The organism is Microbulbifer variabilis, assembly GCF_020524905.1.
Lineage (GTDB): Bacteria > Pseudomonadota > Gammaproteobacteria > Pseudomonadales > Cellvibrionaceae > Microbulbifer > Microbulbifer variabilis_A.
Genome location: NZ_JAIVKI010000001.1, coordinates 676,022 through 693,337, shown reverse-complemented (window position 1 = coordinate 693,337; position 17,316 = coordinate 676,022). Strand labels below are relative to the sequence as shown.

General features: G+C 53.4%; 15 protein-coding genes. 9 read left to right on the top strand and 6 right to left on the bottom strand.

Features of this window, described 5'->3' with window-relative positions; all coding sequences use genetic code 11:
• The first annotated feature begins 267 nt into the window (after positions 1-267).
• Both LC073_RS02910 and LC073_RS02905 read left to right on the top strand, forming a co-directional pair.
• Entirely contained in the window at positions 268-1,134 is an 867-nt protein-coding gene (locus tag LC073_RS02910; protein ID WP_226643205.1) for a DUF6279 family lipoprotein, read from the top strand.
• Positions 1,135-1,291: 157 nt separating this feature from the next.
• A complete protein-coding gene (locus LC073_RS02905; RefSeq protein WP_226643203.1) occupies positions 1,292-2,578 on the top strand; it encodes an aminotransferase class I/II-fold pyridoxal phosphate-dependent enzyme in 1,287 nt (428 codons plus the stop codon).
• Between the two features lie 59 nt (positions 2,579-2,637).
• On the opposite strand, the gene LC073_RS02900 is transcribed toward LC073_RS02905, so the two are convergent.
• The 3 genes from LC073_RS02900 to LC073_RS02890 form a co-directional block, all read right to left on the bottom strand.
• On the bottom strand, positions 2,638-4,323 hold the full coding sequence (locus LC073_RS02900; RefSeq protein ID WP_226643201.1) for a lysophospholipid acyltransferase family protein: 1,686 nt from the start codon (positions 4,321-4,323) through the stop codon (positions 2,638-2,640).
• On the bottom strand, positions 4,320-5,111 hold the full coding sequence (locus LC073_RS02895; RefSeq protein WP_226643199.1) for a UDP-2,3-diacylglucosamine diphosphatase: 792 nt from the start codon (positions 5,109-5,111) through the stop codon (positions 4,320-4,322). The genes LC073_RS02900 and LC073_RS02895 overlap by 4 nt, the downstream gene beginning before the upstream one ends.
• Before the next feature lie 319 nt (positions 5,112-5,430).
• Positions 5,431-5,763 carry a DUF1820 family protein gene (locus tag LC073_RS02890; protein ID WP_226643197.1) on the bottom strand — a complete coding sequence of 111 codons (333 nt, stop codon included), beginning with the start codon at positions 5,761-5,763 and terminating at the stop codon, positions 5,431-5,433.
• A gap of 181 nt (positions 5,764-5,944) precedes the next feature.
• On the opposite strand from LC073_RS02890, the gene miaB reads away from it, so the two are divergent.
• The 6 genes from miaB (at position 5,945) to LC073_RS02860 (ending at position 12,671) form a co-directional block, all read left to right on the top strand.
• Positions 5,945-7,312: a tRNA (N6-isopentenyl adenosine(37)-C2)-methylthiotransferase MiaB gene (gene miaB, locus LC073_RS02885; RefSeq protein WP_226643195.1), complete on the top strand. Its 1,368-nt coding sequence runs from the start codon at positions 5,945-5,947 to the stop codon at positions 7,310-7,312.
• A gap of 208 nt (positions 7,313-7,520) precedes the next feature.
• Entirely contained in the window at positions 7,521-8,549 is a 1,029-nt protein-coding gene (locus LC073_RS02880; protein ID WP_226643193.1) for a PhoH family protein, read from the top strand.
• A 17-nt stretch (positions 8,550-8,566) separates the two neighbouring features.
• Positions 8,567-9,037 (top strand): rRNA maturation RNase YbeY, encoded by a 471-nt coding sequence (gene ybeY / locus LC073_RS02875; protein WP_226643191.1) that lies wholly within the window; start codon positions 8,567-8,569, stop codon positions 9,035-9,037.
• Between the two features lie 66 nt (positions 9,038-9,103).
• The gene (locus LC073_RS02870; protein ID WP_413231424.1) at positions 9,104-9,997 is read left to right on the top strand and encodes an HlyC/CorC family transporter; all 894 of its coding nucleotides are present in this window, start codon (positions 9,104-9,106) and stop codon (positions 9,995-9,997) included.
• A 73-nt stretch (positions 9,998-10,070) separates the two neighbouring features.
• Positions 10,071-11,636, top strand: a complete 1,566-nt coding sequence (gene lnt, locus LC073_RS02865) for an apolipoprotein N-acyltransferase (protein ID WP_226643184.1) — start codon at positions 10,071-10,073, stop codon at positions 11,634-11,636.
• 114 nt (positions 11,637-11,750) lie between these two features.
• Positions 11,751-12,671 (top strand): TIGR01777 family oxidoreductase, encoded by a 921-nt coding sequence (locus LC073_RS02860; RefSeq protein WP_226643182.1) that lies wholly within the window; start codon positions 11,751-11,753, stop codon positions 12,669-12,671.
• 35 nt (positions 12,672-12,706) lie between these two features.
• On the opposite strand, the gene LC073_RS02855 is transcribed toward LC073_RS02860, so the two are convergent.
• The 3 genes from LC073_RS02855 to LC073_RS02845 all read right to left on the bottom strand — a co-directional run bounded on the left by LC073_RS02855 (position 12,707) and on the right by LC073_RS02845 (position 14,513).
• Positions 12,707-13,120, bottom strand: coding sequence for a hypothetical protein (locus LC073_RS02855; protein ID WP_226643180.1), 414 nt, complete (start codon positions 13,118-13,120; stop codon positions 12,707-12,709).
• A 161-nt stretch (positions 13,121-13,281) separates the two neighbouring features.
• Positions 13,282-14,067 carry a YdcF family protein gene (locus LC073_RS02850; protein ID WP_226643178.1) on the bottom strand — a complete coding sequence of 262 codons (786 nt, stop codon included), beginning with the start codon at positions 14,065-14,067 and terminating at the stop codon, positions 13,282-13,284.
• Positions 14,064-14,513 carry a zinc ribbon-containing protein gene (locus tag LC073_RS02845; protein WP_226643176.1) on the bottom strand — a complete coding sequence of 150 codons (450 nt, stop codon included), beginning with the start codon at positions 14,511-14,513 and terminating at the stop codon, positions 14,064-14,066. Before LC073_RS02845 ends, LC073_RS02850 begins: the two co-directional genes overlap by 4 nt.
• Positions 14,514-14,673: 160 nt before the next feature.
• Between LC073_RS02845 and leuS the strand changes: the two genes are divergently transcribed.
• Positions 14,674-17,271: a leucine--tRNA ligase gene (leuS, locus tag LC073_RS02840; protein WP_226643174.1), complete on the top strand. Its 2,598-nt coding sequence runs from the start codon at positions 14,674-14,676 to the stop codon at positions 17,269-17,271.
• Positions 17,272-17,316: the final 45 nt, after the last annotated feature.

Here is a 17,316-nt window from a genome sequence, read left to right as displayed (position 1 = left end):
GCGCTTAAAAAGGGAGAATTACAACTATCAGTCTATGTGCTGGCTAGCCACAGTGAGCGACTGTGATGACGGCAAGAAATGTCATTGTCACCTTTTTTATCCATTCAACCCAGGTGCTGCTAATGACGGATTTGGCAAGGCTCCGGGAGTCCAGTTACACACAAGAAGAAACGAATAATCTCACGCCATAAGAAACGTACAACCCGATCATCTATGCTTTCTAATAATTCCCCGGCATCAGTCGGGCAATGCCTATAGGAAAAGTCGATGACACAACCGGATGGCACGCCAATACACCAATTTTGGCGTGTTATTGCACTTCTGCTCTTAGCACTATTTATCAATAGTTGTTCCAGCATCCAATTTGCCTATAACAACGTGGATTATTGGATTCGTTGGAAAGCCCAAAAATATGTGGAGCTGGATAGCACCCAAAAGAGTGAGCTACAGGGCGCCCTCAACAGCTTCTTTCGCTGGCACCGACAAACCCAACTTCCCCGCTACGCCGACTTCCTGAATAATCTGGCGGAAAGGGTCGATGAAGGCGCACTGGAAAACCCGCAGTTACAACCTGTTGAAGAGCAGGTCCATCAATTTTTAACAGCCACCAGTGAAAATGCTTACAACCTGATATTGCCACTAGCGGCGCAGTTAAATGAGCAGCAAATCAATGAGCTGCAGGGCAACATGTGGAGAAAAGAGCAAAAAGCCTTGGAAAAATGGCAGCGATCACCGGAAAAAATACAACAGAAACGTGACAAGATTATCCGCAGGGAAAGTGTTCGCTGGCTCGGCACCCTAACCGAAGAGCAGAAAAACCTGATTACCGCCTGGATCTCCAAAATGGAATACAGCCCCCTGCAGCGCATCGAACAGCGAAGGCTCTGGCAATCAAAAACCTTCGATTTGTTGCGCACTAAACCTGAGGGATACCTGGAAAAAATCCGCAGCCTACTGCTTAACCCGGAACAGCTCTGGTCACCTGAATATCGTCAGGCCCAGGAGCAACGCCAGCAGCAGGCGCAGGTACTGGCAAGAAAAATATTAACCAGCACCAGCCTTGAACAGCGCCGCCACCTCAGCCGTACCTTGAGAGAGTATGCCCAGGATTTCCACTCCCTGGCCAACCAGTAAACCGGCCGGAAAACAAAGATAAAAAGAGCCGATCCCCAGTGAGGGATACTTCCACATACCGGCAAAAGGAACCCCTAAATACTCAACTATGGGGCTGACGAAGTCAGGCCCATACTGCTAAGCTCGCCACCTCTAATGACCAGTCAGGGGACATCACGTGCAAATCGAATCCGCCAGTATCAACCAGTTAGCGGAGTGGGAGAAAGAGCTGAGCACCCACTACGAGCGCATCCGCCAACACGAACTGAATCTGGATATCACCCGCGGCAAGCCTTCAGCCGAACAGTTAAATTTATCCGATAAGCTCGACGGCATCCTCTGCAACGATTACCGCGCCGCCGGCGGGACCGACACCCGCAATTACGGCGGTTTGACCGGACTCACCTGCGCCCGTGAACTAGGCGCGGATATACTCCAGGTGCCCACGGAAGAAGTCATTGCCGGAGGCAATAGCTCGCTCACCCTGATGTATCACGCGGTGTTGACCGGCTACCTGTTCGGCTTTGCCGGTAATACCCCCTGGCGCGAACTCAAAGCGCCGAAGTTCCTCTGCCCGGTGCCTGGATACGATAGACACTTCTCCATCTGTGAGCAGTTGGGGATCGGCATGATCAATATCCCAATGAATGCGCAGGGGCCGGATATGGACCTTGTGGAAAAACATATTCGTGAAGACAACGAAATTATCGGCATCTGGTGCGTGCCTAAGTATTCCAACCCCAATGGCGTCACCTACAGCAATGAAACCGTAGAGCGCCTGGCCCAACTGGGGCAAATCGCCAATCCGGGCTTTCGTATTTTCTGGGACAACGCCTATGCCGTGCACGACCTGGGCCACTATGTCAGCCTCGCCAGCATCCGTGCGGCCGCCTTGGAAAGTGACACAGTGGACTCAGTGCTTCAGTTTGCCTCCACCTCCAAAGTGACCCATGCGGGGGCAGGTGTGGCATTTGTCAGCGCCAGCAGTGCTAACCTGCAATCCTTGCAACAACAGATGCAAGCGATGACTATTGGCCCAGATAAAGTGAACCAACTGCGCCACTCGCGCTTCTTTACCGAGTTCACCACCCTTAAGGAACACATGCGTAAGCATGCCAATATCCTAAAGCCCAAGTTTGACTGCGTGCTGGAGCACCTGCACAACGGTTTGGGAGATACGCAATTAGGTCAATGGGAAAAACCTGAAGGAGGCTATTTTGTCTCTTTCAACACTATTCCAGGCTGTGCCAGGGCAGTGGTCAAACTGGCAGCGGAGGCCGGAGTAAAGCTGACTCCAGCCGGAGCCACCTTCCCCTACGGCGAAGACCCTGAAGATAGCAACATCCGCATAGCACCGAGTTTCCCCCCATTGGAGGAACTCGATACCGCCATGTCTGTGTTCGTGCTGTGTGTAAAACTGGCCAGTGTGCGCCAAAAACTGGAGCAATTGCGAAAGGCCGGATAACGGCCTTAAATAATTGTGGCCATTAATAAAAGGGCGGCTCTTATAACCGCCCTTTTGAATTAAGCAGCATTTTCCCTGGAGAGATAGCGCCGTGCGAATTTCTCATCGGCCAGATCCAAGTCAACTACCACAAGCCCATCGACGGAATCACAGAAATCCGGATCGACATTAAAGGCGTGAAAACTGGTCCCGCCCGGCTTGGTCAATGCCGCATATTTTTTGAAAAGCGGCGGTAAAACCACCCCCTCTTCACGCAACACCAACTTTAACTGGCGCATATCTGCGATGGAGTCCCCCGAAAGATCTGGCAGTGGCGCACCGGCCTGCAAGAATGGCAGGCGCGCATCGCCCAGTGAGTTTTGCGGAGCGAAATAATGGGAGAAGTATCTTACGATCGCCGACTTGGCCCGCACCGAAAATGTTCCCGGCATTGAGACAGGGCCAAATAAATAGCGCACATTATTGCGTAAAACCCACTGACCGATAGCACTCCAAAGCAGGTCCAAGCCCTTTCCTCTCCAGTATTCAGGCAGCAAGAAACTGCGGCCCAGTTCCGCTGATCTAGGCAGGCACTGACGCGGTGGAGAGGGGTAATTGAACAGGGTGCTGCTGTAGATTTCATCCTCGGCCAGACTCTCGGTGCCAGCAATGCGATAAGCACCAGCTATTTGCCCATGCTTATGGTCCCACAGTAACAAGTGGTCATAGTGCGCATCGAAAGCGTCCCAGTCCCGACTCTGCCCTGTTCCCTCACCCACTGCGCGGAACGCCACTTCACGTGTACGCGCCAACTCACGCATAACCGGGCAGTCCGGTCTCTGGCGATACAAGCGCACGGAAAAATCACCTTGGGCAGTTAGGGCTTCACAGCTTTCGATGACTCTTTCCACTTCACCTCGAGGCTCCGCAGCAGCGATAAGCTCCGGCCCCAGAGGGGCGGGAGATCGATGCAGTGTGTATACATGTTTGCGCCATAGCGCGGCCTGGGCGCGCGGAGTGAGCGGCCAGCTACGAAAGTGTTCTGCTTCCAGGGGGCGACCAACTCGGATATCGATGCCACGACTGGCCTGCTTGAACATTTCTCGAATCAGCCAGAGGGTCGAAAGGGGCTTATTCAGCATTGACAAGCCATAGAACCACCAGGAATTTCTGCCGAGTACTTGTACTGGTAGAATCGGCGCATTCGCCTTCTCAGCAAAACGTACAAATCCAGGATTCCAGCGCCCATCACGCACGCCCTGGGGACTGAGGCGCGAAACCTCACCGGCGGGGAAAATAATCACTGCCCCACCCTGCCCCAGATAATCGTAGATTCCCTGCACATCCGCACGGCGGGTACGCCCGTTAAAGTTATCCACCGGCAAAAAATAGGGACGCAGCGGATGAATATTCCATAAAAGTTGGCTGGCAATTGCACGCACATCCTTGCGCACACGGGCAACCATATCGATTAAGGCTAGGCCATCCAGACTGCCCAACGGGTGGTTTGCCACAATAATCAGGGGCCCTGTCACCGGCACCCGTTCCAATTCCGAAGGATTTAATTCATAGCGGAAATTGAGGTCGCTAAATAGCTGGCGAATAAAATCCAGCCCTCCCAGATGGGGATAGCGCCGCCCAAACTCTACAATCTGCTCCTCACAACAAATTTTTTTAAGAGTGGCGGATACCAGTTTCCGTGTTGGCTTTTGCGGCGCTGCGCTATACCAGGCATTTTTTTGCAACAGTGTTTCGAGCTGAATCATGCGGCCACCACCTCTGTCATTATGCTGGCTATTTTTGGGGCCCGGTACCAATGGAGCAGTTCCAGGCTGCCATCTTGTTGTTCTACCACGGCACTCATCGAATCGACCCAGTCACCGCAGTTAGCGTAGGTCACGGTGCGCTCGCCCATGTTTTTGCTGCGCAGTGCCGGGCGATGAATGTGTCCACAGATAACCCCATCCATGCCTTTGGCCACTGCCTCACCCACGGCGACATTTTCGAAATCATTCATCATTTGCCTGGCAGCGCCCACACGGTTTTTTACCTGACTTGCCAGAGACCACCAGGGCTTATTGAAACGACTGCGCCAGTAATTAATCCAGCGGTTAAATCGCAACATCAGATAGTAACTGCGATCCCCAATGTGGTAACTGACCGGATTAATTTTGATGTGGTGTTCAAATTGGTCTCCGTGGGTTACCCAGTAACGTTTACCGTTAGCCGCTGTGTGAATCCAATCGCGCTCGATGCGGATATTACCCAGACGTTTACCCGTCCAGCTGCGCATGGGGGCATCGTGATTTCCGGGAATATAAATGACCTCCGGAGTAAGACTGCTCAACTCCGAGAGCATACCCAGCAACATGGAAGATGCCTGACACCAGGTGCCTTTCCCTTTAGACAGGGCGTACATATCGAAAATATCCCCCACCAGGTAAACCTTATCGGCACGATTTTGTGCCAGGAAATCTGCCAATCGGCGGGGCTCACTGTCTCTACTACCCAAATGGACATCCGATATCCACAGCGCGCGGTAGCGATTGCTCATAGCAAGGTTCCAGCCTTTAACCCGTAATCAACTCGCTTAGAGGCTGATAACCAGCCCGACTGGCACCAATCCGGGCGCTACAGTGGAGGTTATCAATCAATAGCTTACAAGCCGCGAACAGACGGACACTTATTAGATATCAGTCAAATACTAATAAGGCCGATGATCGCCTGGGCAGTCACTTTGCAGCGATTTGATGACAGTCCGGAGGACCTTTATTGAAGCTTATATTGCAGTGAAACCCGGCCGACTGCGAGGGTTTTAGGCGCCCGAATCAGCCTGGCCCAAAGCCCGCTGATCCGGTGAAAAGAAAGGCTGATTATTCGGTATCTTGGGGATGGCGAATGGGCGGTGCGAAGGGGAATTTGGTTACTTTATCGCCTTTAACCTCGACAATTTTGCCGGTTCCCTCTTTCTCCACTTCATCGATTCGCACAATACTGTGCATTGGAATATAGGAACGAGTTACCGAGGCAAACTCGGTTTTCAGCTTTTCTTCGCTAGGGTCCACTACCAGCTGGGCCTTCTCCCCGAATACGAATTCCTCGACCTCGATAAAGCCGTACATATCGCTCTGATAAATCGCCCGGGCATAGAGTTCATATACCTGGTTCTGGTTGTGGAAAATCACTTTATATATCGGGTTGGCCATAAGTCTCTCAGGATGGGGAATACCCCGAAGCTCAAAGTTGTTCAGAAAACGGGCAAAGCCCGAAAAAGCGCGCAAGAATAGCACAGGTTCTCAAGCGCTAATATAGCCATCTATGCAGTGCCGGGTCCTGTCGCTATAATGCCCCACCCGTTTAATTGACCAGTTTTTAATCAGGCACGATATGTCCGATACACCGGCGAAAAAGCTATACATCAAAACCCACGGCTGCCAAATGAATGAGTACGATTCCGCCAGGATGCGCGATCTGCTCGGCGAGTCACATGCGATGGTACCCACCGACGATCCCGAAGAGGCGGACGTACTACTGGTCAACACCTGTTCTATTCGCGAGAAGGCACAGGAAAAGTTATTCCACCAGCTGGGTCGCTGGAGACGCCTCAAGGAGAAAAATCCCGAGCTGGTTATTGGTGTTGGCGGCTGCGTAGCCAGCCAGGAGGGAGAGGCAATCGCCAAGCGCGCCCCCTATGTTGACCTGATTTTCGGTCCACAAACTCTGCATCGCCTGCCGGAGATGATGGAAACCAGAGAGCAGAAAAATGGTGTGGTGGTTGTGGATATCAGCTTCCCGGAGATCGAGAAGTTTGACCGACTGCCGCAGCCCGAAGCCGATGGCGCCACCGCCTTCGTCTCCATTATGGAAGGCTGCTCCAAGTATTGCACCTTCTGCGTAGTGCCCTATACCCGCGGCGAAGAAGTGAGCCGGCCAGTTGCCGATGTCCTTGAGGAAGTCGCCCACCTGGCAGAACAGGGCGTGCGGGAAGTCAACCTGCTGGGCCAGAACGTCAATGCCTACCGCGCTGCAGGCGTGGATGGGCAAGAGGTGGATTTCGCCGAGTTGATCACCTATGTGGCAGCTATAGACGGTATCGACCGCATCCGCTACACCACCTCGCACCCGGTGGAGTTCTCGGACGCCTTGATCGACGTCTATGCACAGGTACCGGAACTGGTCAGCCACTTGCATCTTCCGGTACAAAGTGGTTCCGACCGCATTCTGATGGCCATGAAACGCGGCCACACCGCACTGGAATACAAGTCTAAGATTCGCCGACTGAAGAAAATACGCCCGGATATCTGCTTATCCTCTGACTTTATCGTGGGCTTCCCCGGTGAAACTGACAGGGACTTCGAAGCCACTATGAACCTAATTCAGGAAGTAGGTTTTGATATCTCTTTCAGTTTTATCTACTCACCGCGCCCGGGAACCCCGGCAGCAGACCTGCCCGACGATACCCCGGAAGAGGTCAAGAAAGAGCGCCTGCAGCTACTGCAAAGCCGTATCAACCAGCAGGCTCAAGCCATAGCGCGACATATGGTAGGCAATACCGAGCGGGTTCTGGTGACCGGAGTTTCCAAGAAAGACCCCGGTCAATTGCAAGGGCGCACCGAAAACAACCGAGTGGTTAATTTCCGTGCCGATGACCTCGCCTTGATTGGTAAATTTGCCGATGTCCTAATTGAGGAGGCCTTGCCTAACTCCCTGCGCGGCACACTAATCACCTCGGAGCTGGAAGAAGACCTATTCTAGGAAAGAGTGATTGTCCTATCTCCTGGCAAGGTATGCTTAAAAACCACACCTTGCCGCCCAAATATCCTAACAACACCACTGAAATTACAAGCTGTAATTAAAATCGGGTAAAGTTAGAACCTATTGGTAACACTCAAAGCTTTCCTATCCGGGGAAAATGGGTATACCCTAGCAATGAACCCTACAGATTAAGGTGCCGGAAACCAGTTTGGAAACGCAAACTCTCGCTCACAGTATCACCCTCGAGCCCAATGACGCTCGCCGTCTCGCCAACCTCTGCGGTCAGTTCGACCAACATCTACGCCAAATAGAACAGCGACTGGACATTGAGATCCGCAATCGCGGCAATCAGTTCGCCGTCTACGGTGAGTCCAATAAAGCCAAGGCCGCCTGTGAATTGTTGAGCATTCTCTACAAGGAAACCGGCTCGCGCGATCAACTAACTCCCGATGAGATCCACTTGGCCCTACAGCAGGCCGGTGTGGAGGAACTGCTCAGTAAGGGGGAGAAGGGCGAATCCAGTGAAGCCGAACAAGTGGTATTGATTCGCACCAAAAAGTGTTCTGTGCGCCCCCGAGGCTTAAACCAGCGCAAGTATGTGCAAGCGGTTCAAAGCAACGATATCAATTTCGGCATAGGTCCAGCCGGTACCGGCAAGACTTATCTGGCGGTGGCCTGTGCGGTCGAAGCCCTACTCAAAGACCAGGTGGAACGCATCCTGCTGGTGCGCCCGGCGGTAGAAGCCGGTGAAAAACTCGGTTTCCTCCCCGGTGACCTGAGCCAAAAAGTGGACCCCTACCTGCGGCCGCTGTACGACGCGCTCTACGAAATGCTCGGCTTTGAAACAGTCGGCAAACTGATCGAGCGCAATGTGATTGAGGTAGCTCCCCTGGCCTATATGCGCGGGCGTACCCTCAACAACGCCTTTGTGATCCTCGACGAGAGCCAGAACACCACCCGTGAGCAGATGAAAATGTTCCTGACGCGGATCGGTTTCGGCTCCACTGCGGTGATTACCGGAGATCCGAGTCAGGTTGACTTGCCACGAGGACAGGCCTCAGGGCTGCGCCACGCGGTAGAAGTCCTGGGCAAGGTTAACGGTATTAGCTTTACCCATTTCGGCGCTAAGGATGTTGTCCGCCACCCTCTCGTGCAGCGCATCGTAGAAGCTTACGATATTCACGAGGCCGAGCAGGAAGTTAATATCAGCAACAAAGCCGACGAGAATGCCGCCTGAGGTTCCCCCACAGAGTTATGATTGATTTGACCCTTGATGTGCAGCGTGCCAGCCGCTGCACAAGCCTGCCTTCCGATGAAAAGATCCGCACCTGGATCACAAACGCCCTGTCCGGCCAACGCGAAGAAGCTGAGCTGGCGGTGCGCATCGTCGACGAAGAGGAGAGCCAACAGCTCAACTTTCAATATCGCGGCAAAGACAAACCGACCAATGTTCTGTCTTTTCAAACCGACTTTCCCGCCGAACTAAACCTACCAATGCTGGGAGACTTAGTAATTTGTGCTCCAGTTGTGGAAAAAGAGGCGAGGCAACAGAACAAAACGATTGAGGCGCACTGGGCACATATGCTGGTCCATGGCACACTGCACCTTCTGGGTTATGACCATATCGAAGAAAGCGATGCGGAAATCATGGAAAAGCTGGAGACAGGCCTACTGATCCATCTCGGCTTTGCCGATCCCTACACCCCTCTCGATGAAGCGGGATGACAAGGGATCAAAATGAAATTACCCAAATACGATTATTGTTTGAAATAGACGAGAGATATCCGGAGCATGGCCACTTCCATGACCACAGACGAGCCCCCAAGTAGTCACTCTTCCAGCAAACCCCGGTCGAGTGAAAAAAACTGGCTAGAAAGATTGTTTGGTGCATTTTCTGCCGAACCCAAGTCCCGCGATGAACTATTGGATATCATCAAGGACGCCGCTGAAAATCAGTTGGTTGACGCCGAGGCACTATCCATCATCGAGGGCGCCCTGGACGTGTCCAACCAGCAAGTTCGGGAGATTATGATCCCCCGCTCGCAGATGGTGGTTGTGGGGCTACAGGACAAACCAGAGGCATTCCTGCCCAAGATTATCGAGTCGGGCCATTCCCGCTTCCCCGTAGTCGGTGAGAGTATCGACGATATCCGTGGGATACTGCTGGCCAAAGACCTGCTCCCCCTACTTCTCAAAGGCGTTGAAGAATTTCAGCTCGAAGACATTATTCGCCCGGCCAATATCATCCCTGAGAGCAAGCGCCTGAATATCCTCCTGAGGGAGTTCCGTGAAAATCGCTATCATATGGCCGTTGTAATCGACGAATATGGCGGCGTTTCCGGCGTTGTGACCATTGAAGATATCCTCGAAGAGATCGTCGGTGAGATCGAAGACGAAACCGACGAGGAAGAAGCCGATAGCTTTATCCGCCGGGTGGGTGACAATGACTATATCGTCAAGGCACTGACACCCATCGAGGAATTCAATGAATTTTTTGATTCCGAGTTCAGCGATGAAGAATTCGATACGGTTGGCGGTCTGATTATGCAGTCTTTCGGCCATCTGCCAGGTCGCGATGAAGTCACCCGCCTCGGAGACTTCCTGTTTCGGGTACTTTACGCGGACAGCCGACAAATTCACCTGCTGCGCGTGGCCCATATGCGTAAGCCGCCCGATGAAGATTGAACAGGGCAGCTTTTTGGCTAGTCAGAATTTTCTCGGCTAGAGGTGCAGCTGCGGCTACCGATTAAACGAGTCTATGCGAAGAATACTATTACCTCTCGTCGGTGCGGGTGCCGGCGGGCTAATGACGCTTTCCCTGGCCCCCTTCAATTACTGGGTATGTGGACTCCTGTCCCTGACCCTATTTGCCTGGCTGTATCTGTTCGCCTCCCGCGGTCAACCAATGCGCGGACGCAGCGCCCTCTGGTTGGCCTTCTGTTTTGGGCTGGGCCTGTATGCGACTGGTGGCTCCTGGGTCTATGTCTCAATCACCAATTTCGGCAACTCCTCGTCTCCCCTGGGGTTTGCGCTTACCGGTGGGTTTGTCGCACTGATGGCGGCACTTCTGGCGGCGCCTTTTTATTTTCTAGGTCGCTTTACCGCCAACAAATTTAGCTTTGCTCTCGCCTTTGCCGCGCTCTGGTTTATCAGTGAGTGGTTCCGCAGCTGGATGTTTACCGGCTTCCCCTGGCTGTTCGCCGGTTATGCCCACTTGGGAACCTGGATGTCTGGCTGGGCACCAGTATTGAGTGTTTACGGAATCGGATTGTTACTGGCCCTCTCTGGAGCTGTGCTTGCTCTTGCCATTGGCGGCTGTTTGGCTCCCCTGAAGCGGCCGGCCCATATTGCACTGATTGGCGCAGCAGTGCTGCCCTGGCCTCTCGGTGCTGCCCTCGCCAATATTCAGTGGACTCAGGCCGAGGGGGGGATAATCACCGTTGGATTGGTCCAGGCAAATATTCCCCAGGAAAAAAAGTGGCTGCCAGAGTTTCGCGGAGAAACCATCAGCCGCTACCAGGAGGGCACTCGCGCACTGAGTGAACGGGATGTGGACGTCATCATCTGGCCGGAAGCGGCACTGCCTATGCTTTACGGCCAAGCCCCAAACCTGATGCAAGCCCTGCAGCGCAATGCTGAGAAAACCGGTATCGACCTGATCAGCGGTATTCTCTACGATGCCCATAACACCGAGGATGGTACCCGCAAGGTGCATAACTCCGCAGCGGTCTTTGGACGCAGCCCCAGTGTTTACCACAAGCGTCACTTGGTGCCTTTTGGCGAGTATGTCCCACTGGAAAACCTGATCAGGGGCACTATTGAATTCTTCAATCTGCCCACTTCTTTTATTCGATCCGGACCAGACCAGCAAGGCCCACTAAATGCAGGGGGAGCCAGCTGGGCGCCTCTTATTTGCTATGAGATCGTCTACCCCCGCTTGGTGGCGGATAGCGCCCTCTCTTCCCAGGTACTCCTAACCATCAGTAACGACGCTTGGTTTGGCGACTCCATAGGGCCGCTACAACATATGCAAATGGCGCAAATGCGCGCATTAGAAACCGGCCGCTATCTGGTGCGCGGCACCAATACCGGGGTAACCGCGATCGTCGACCCCCGTGGGCAAATCATCGAGCAGCTGCCCCAGTTTGAACGGTCAAATATGACTGGTGATATACGCGCGATGCGCGGCTCAACGCCTTTTATGCTCGCCGGCATTTTCTCAGTGTTTGCTTTGGCCCTGCCTATGTTAGCCCTAGCATTACTTTTCAGCCGCAAGCGGTCCGATAAAGCTGATAGGCCCGTCCCCGAGGGAATCACCGAGTAATTATCTTCTGCCACCAATCACTTCACCGCACCCTGTCGAAACGCTCCGCAACTGGTGATGACTGCTATGCTGCATGCAATTTACCGGTGAAATTTTGGCAGGGATGGGCTGTCTATGCATTGCTTGATCAGTGGTGGCACCGGCCTTATTGGTAGACTCTTTTGCCAGCGCTGGCTAGCCCGCGGCGATACTCTCACAGTATTAAGTCGCCAACCGCATAAAGTGCATCAACTCTGCGGCGAATCCGTCAATGCCTGCAGCTCGCCGGAAGAGGTACGAGAACCGGTAGATGTTGTGGTAAATCTGGCCGGTGAGCCCATCTCCACCCGATGGACCGAGAAATGCCGCGTCGAGATTCGCAATTCACGCCTAAATACTACCGAACAGCTAGTGCGATGGTCCCTCGCCCAAAGAGAGCGCCCTAATTACTTCCTTTCAGGATCGGCTATCGGTTATTACGGAGATCGCGGCGGCGAATTGCTCAAGGAGGACAGCCCTCCAGGAGGAGGATTTTCCGCCCAACTGTGTCGTGACTGGGAGGCAGCCACACTGCCACTGCAAAGGTCTGGGATGTGTGTAGGAACCATACGCACCGCAATTGTGCTCTCCAGTCGGGGCGGTGCACTACCGAAGATGCTTCCGGCTTTTCGCCTGGGACTCGGTGGGCCAATGGGTTCTGGGGAGCACTGGATGAGCTGGATTCACGAAGAAGACGAAGTCGGGCTGCTACTTCATGCTATTGACCAGCGCCTGTGTATACCTTTCAATGCCAGCGCCCCAGAAGCGGTCACCAACAACAGCTTTAGCCGCTTACTAGCAAAACAACTGCACCGCCCGTGCCTTTTCCGCACGCCCGCCTGGCTGTTGAAAATACTATTTGGGGAAATGGCCGAAGAGCTGCTCCTCGCCAGCGAGAGAGTGGAACCTCGCGCCGCCCTCGATAGTGGTTACAGCTTCCAGTTTCCCACACTGGAACAAGCATTGGCCGATCTGCTAGATAAAGACAGCGCTAACAATAAGGTACGCGCCCAGTAGCCGACTATTTTTGCCAAGTGCTCAAACCTTTCAGGTTAAGCCGCGACCACGCTGCTCTCTAGAGCCTGGGTTAAATAGCGTCGGCTAGATTCACTAGTGACTAAATCTCCGTGACTAGCCATCGGCGCAGAGCCAACCCATTGTGCATGCCAACGGTACCATTGGGATTCCTCTGCATTCATACGCAGCTCGATAAACTCCACTTCCGCTGGATCGAAACCAAATTCACGGACAATTTGCCCAGCAAAAGTCTCGAAATTTTTATTCAACTGAGCCCCACTTTCGGCCCCACCGCATAGGAAAAAAAGTGTTCGGCCATCCTGGTCAACACGCTTGAAGCCGATCCATACCGCCCGATTGAGCCGGTTGTGTAACTGGATGGGAGCAAAGGAAACAGGGATGCCCTTCATCATAAGGTTATCTCGTTTATTGTTATGGTTGTTATCCACAGTCGCTACTCCATATTAAGTAGTAATCAGCGGGTGAGATCTGTGGCGCCAGACGTCTTCTTGCCTGGTACAACTAGCCTATAAAAACAGATGCATTCCCTTACCGACGCCTACTCCCTCATCTTGATAAGTCTCAGAGACCCCTCCGCCACAAAAGTTCCTCAGCACTTTTTGGCCTGTGGAAGCGGTCGAAATTGATACCATACCTGTGCCACCAGTTCCCTCCAATAGGTCTGAGTTTTTAACAGCGCCTCCGCACTGGGTATCCAGTGTAAAACCCTACCCTGTGCCCTCGGTAACAACTCAGAAATACTGCCCACCGGTAGGGGCTGCACCTTTAGACCCGCTCGCTTAAAGACCGCCGCAGCTCTGGGCATGTGCCACCAATGGGTGGCGAGCACAATAGTATCCACACCTGCGCCGCGCAATATCTCCGCGCTGTTTACCGCGTTCTCTGCGGTAGTGTGACTGCAAACATCGCGCCAACTCACCGGGAGGGACAACTCATCCAGTAAATCTGCCATCAGCTGCGATTCCGAGGCATGCTCATCCGGTGAGACGCGGCCACCAGATACCAGGATTGGCAGATCTTTTGGTCCATGCTGTGCCGCCCAGAGCACCCTCTCTAAACTGGATGTGGACAGAGTTTCATATCCAGATTCGCCATCCCGGGAAACCCCTCCTCCGAGCACCACCAAAGCCTTGGGTGCTGTCGCCGTATTTGGTAAATCTGTCACAGAGCCCAAACACTTGCCGAGCCAGCTGGAAAAAGCCGGAGTGGCACTAAGCCAAAGTAGACAAAATGAGAAAACCGCCAGCGGCAGTGACGACTTCTCCAGTAGAGAACCCTCTGGAAAAAAGCGAATACAGAATGCCACAAGCAGACCCAGCATTGGCGCCAGCGGCGGCATCAACACATTGATCGCTATTTTATACAGCTCAATCAATACTCAAGGCCGCCTTCTATCTGCCTGAAACAACCATATCCACAGCGATGGCAGGGGGTAATTTGACTATTCTTCGGCGGTTGGGCGAGATAACCGCAGCCCAGGCACTGCAACTCCTCATCGGCCCCCACGATCTCCCCAGCGAGGGCCCAGGGTTTGCCCTCACGGATACAGCGCATAAGATTGGGCCAGGCTGTTTCTGTGGGGTCGGCTGCATTCAATAACCAGTCGCCCCCACGCTCCTCCAGAGTCAGTAGTTCTCCACCCAGACCCCGCATATAATCCCCCGCCCGGTGTAGATCATCTTTTAACCAGGCGCGAAGGAAAGCGACTTTATTTGCGGTAAGGTTCTCTACCGCTAGCTCTCCCTCCACCAAATCCTCCAGGTCTTCACGAAACTCATCAGCCAGATCGTCCTTCGGCGGCAACTTCGGTTCCTTCGTCACGGTATCCCTCCTATAATCTCGCGTTTACGCATCCTAATAGATGCTTAGGGGAAAGTCCTTGATCGCAATCAATCCTTTTGCTTGCCGATCTCGTGCTGCCCCACTAAAACACCGAATATTTTCCCCGCAAAATTTGATCACGAGTATAGGTCCCCAATCAATGGAAGAGCAGTACAACCCCTCCGCAGTCGAAGCTTCCGCCCAGGAATTCTGGGAGACAGAGAAAAGCTTTGAGGTTCAGGAAGATACCGGCAGGGAAAAGTTCTACTGCCTATCCATGTTCCCCTACCCCAGCGGCAAGCTGCACATGGGCCACGTGCGTAACTACACCATTACCGACGTCATATCCCGTTACCAGCGTATGCAGGGCAAAAATGTCCTGCATCCCATGGGCTGGGATGCCTTCGGCCTACCGGCAGAAAATGCCGCCATTCAAAATAAAACCGCACCGGCAAAGTGGACCTACGCCAATATCGATTATATGAAGGGACAGTTGAAAGCCCTCGGCTTTGGCTTCGACTGGTCCCGCGAGCTGGCCACCTGCCAACCATCCTATTATCGCTGGGAGCAGTGGTTCTTCACCCGCCTCTATGAAAAGGGCTTGGTCTACAAGAAAAACTCCGCGGTAAACTGGTGCCCCAATGACCAGACAGTGCTCGCCAACGAGCAGGTTGAAGATGGAGCCTGCTGGCGCTGCGGTACCACTGTGGAAAGACGCGAGCTGGCCCAGTGGTTTATCAAGATCACCGACTATGCCGAAGAACTTCTCGAAGATCTGGATAAGCTGCCGGAGTGGCCAGAGCAGGTGCGCACCATGCAACGCAACTGGATTGGCAAGAGTCGCGGCGTGGAGTTGAGTTTTAAGCTGCCCACCACCGTGGCTGGGATGGATCATTTCGATGTATACACCACCCGCCCAGACACTCTGATGGGTGTCACCTATGTATCCCTCGCCGCAGAACACCCTATTGCGCTGGAGTTAGCAGAGTCTAACCCGGAGCTGAAAACATTTATTGCAGAGTGCAAAAAGCAATCCCTATCCGAAGCCGACATGGCCACCATGGACAAGAAAGGCATGGATACCGGCCTTAAGGCCATCCACCCCATCAGCGGGGAGGAGGTCTCTGTCTGGATAGCGAACTATGTACTGATGGATTACGGCTCCGGTGCCGTGATGGCCGTACCCGCTCACGATCAACGCGACTGGGAGTTTGCACACAAATACCAGTTGCCAATGACCCAGGTCATTGCTCCCGCCAATGACCAGGAGATTGATCTGGACAAAGAAGCCTTCACTGAAAAAGGCAAGCTGGTGAATTCTGGCAATTTCGATGGCCTGGATTTTGAAGGCGCCTTCACCGCAATTTCTGAAGTGCTGATCGCCGCTGGCAAGGGGCGGGTAACCACCAATTACCGTTTACGTGACTGGGGCGTGTCCCGGCAGCGCTACTGGGGAGCACCTATCCCCATGTTCAACCTGGCAGATGGTGGCGAAATCCCAGTGCCGGCCGATAAGCTGCCCATTTTGCTGCCGGAAGATGTGGAGCTGGATGGAGTTCAATCCCCCATTAAAGCCGACCTTGAGTGGCGCAAGGACGAACTCAATGGCATGCCAGTCGAGCGCGAGACAGATACCTTCGATACCTTTATGGAATCCAGCTGGTACTACGCCCGTTATACCTGCCCGGATTTTGAAGAAGGTATGCTCGACCCTGATCGCGCCAACTACTGGTTGCCTGTCGACCAGTATGTAGGTGGTATCGAACACGCCATCCTGCACCTCCTCTATGCACGCTTCTTCCATAAGCTGATGCGGGATGAGGGACTGGTCAACAGCGATGAACCCTTCAAGCAGCTGCTGTGTCAGGGCATGGTTTTAGCCGAATCTTTCTATAAAGAAGAAGATGGCCATAAAACCTGGATCAACCCCGCCGATGTTGATGTGGAGCGCGATGACAAGGGCAAGCCCATCAAAGCGGTTGAGCGCGCAACTGGCGAAGAAGTGATCGCCGGTGGCGTTGTAAAGATGTCCAAGTCAAAAAACAACGGCATCGATCCCCATGCCGCTGTTAAAGAGTATGGTGCCGATACGGTACGCCTTTTCACCATGTTTGCGGCTCCTCCCGAACAGACCCTTGAGTGGCACGATGCCGGCGTTGAGGGCGCCAGCCGTTTCCTACGCAAACTGTGGAAGACCGTACATACACATGTTGCCACAGGCACCTGCAGCACTCAGGTTGACCAAAAATCCTTAAACGATCAGCAACAACAACTGCGCCGCAAAACCCACGAGACAATTCAGAAAGTGGGCGACGACTATGGCCGCCGCCAAACCTTTAATACTGCTGTCGCCGCAGTGATGGAGCTTCTCAATGAAGTGGGAAAACTGGCCGATCGGAATAGTGATCAGGGACTCGCTGTAGAACGGGAAGCACTGCAAACAGCGGTACTTCTGCTGGCCCCGGTCACTCCGCACATCTGCCACCAACTGTGGCAAGTCTTAGGCAATAGCACTCCACTGATTGATGCCCCCTGGCCTACCGTGGATGAAAAAGCCCTGGTGCGTACGTCCATCACCCTGGTTGTGCAAGTCAATGGTAAAGTCCGGGCGAAACTTGATGCACCGGCAGATGCCGACAAAGGGAGCCTGGAAAAACTGGCCCTGGAAAATGAAAATGTACAGAAATTTATCGGCGATGCCACTGTACGCAAAGTTATTGTTGTACCGGGCAAACTGGTAAATATTGTCGCGAAGTAAAAAATCCGCACAATAAAAAACCAAACGACAGCCGGGAACACTATG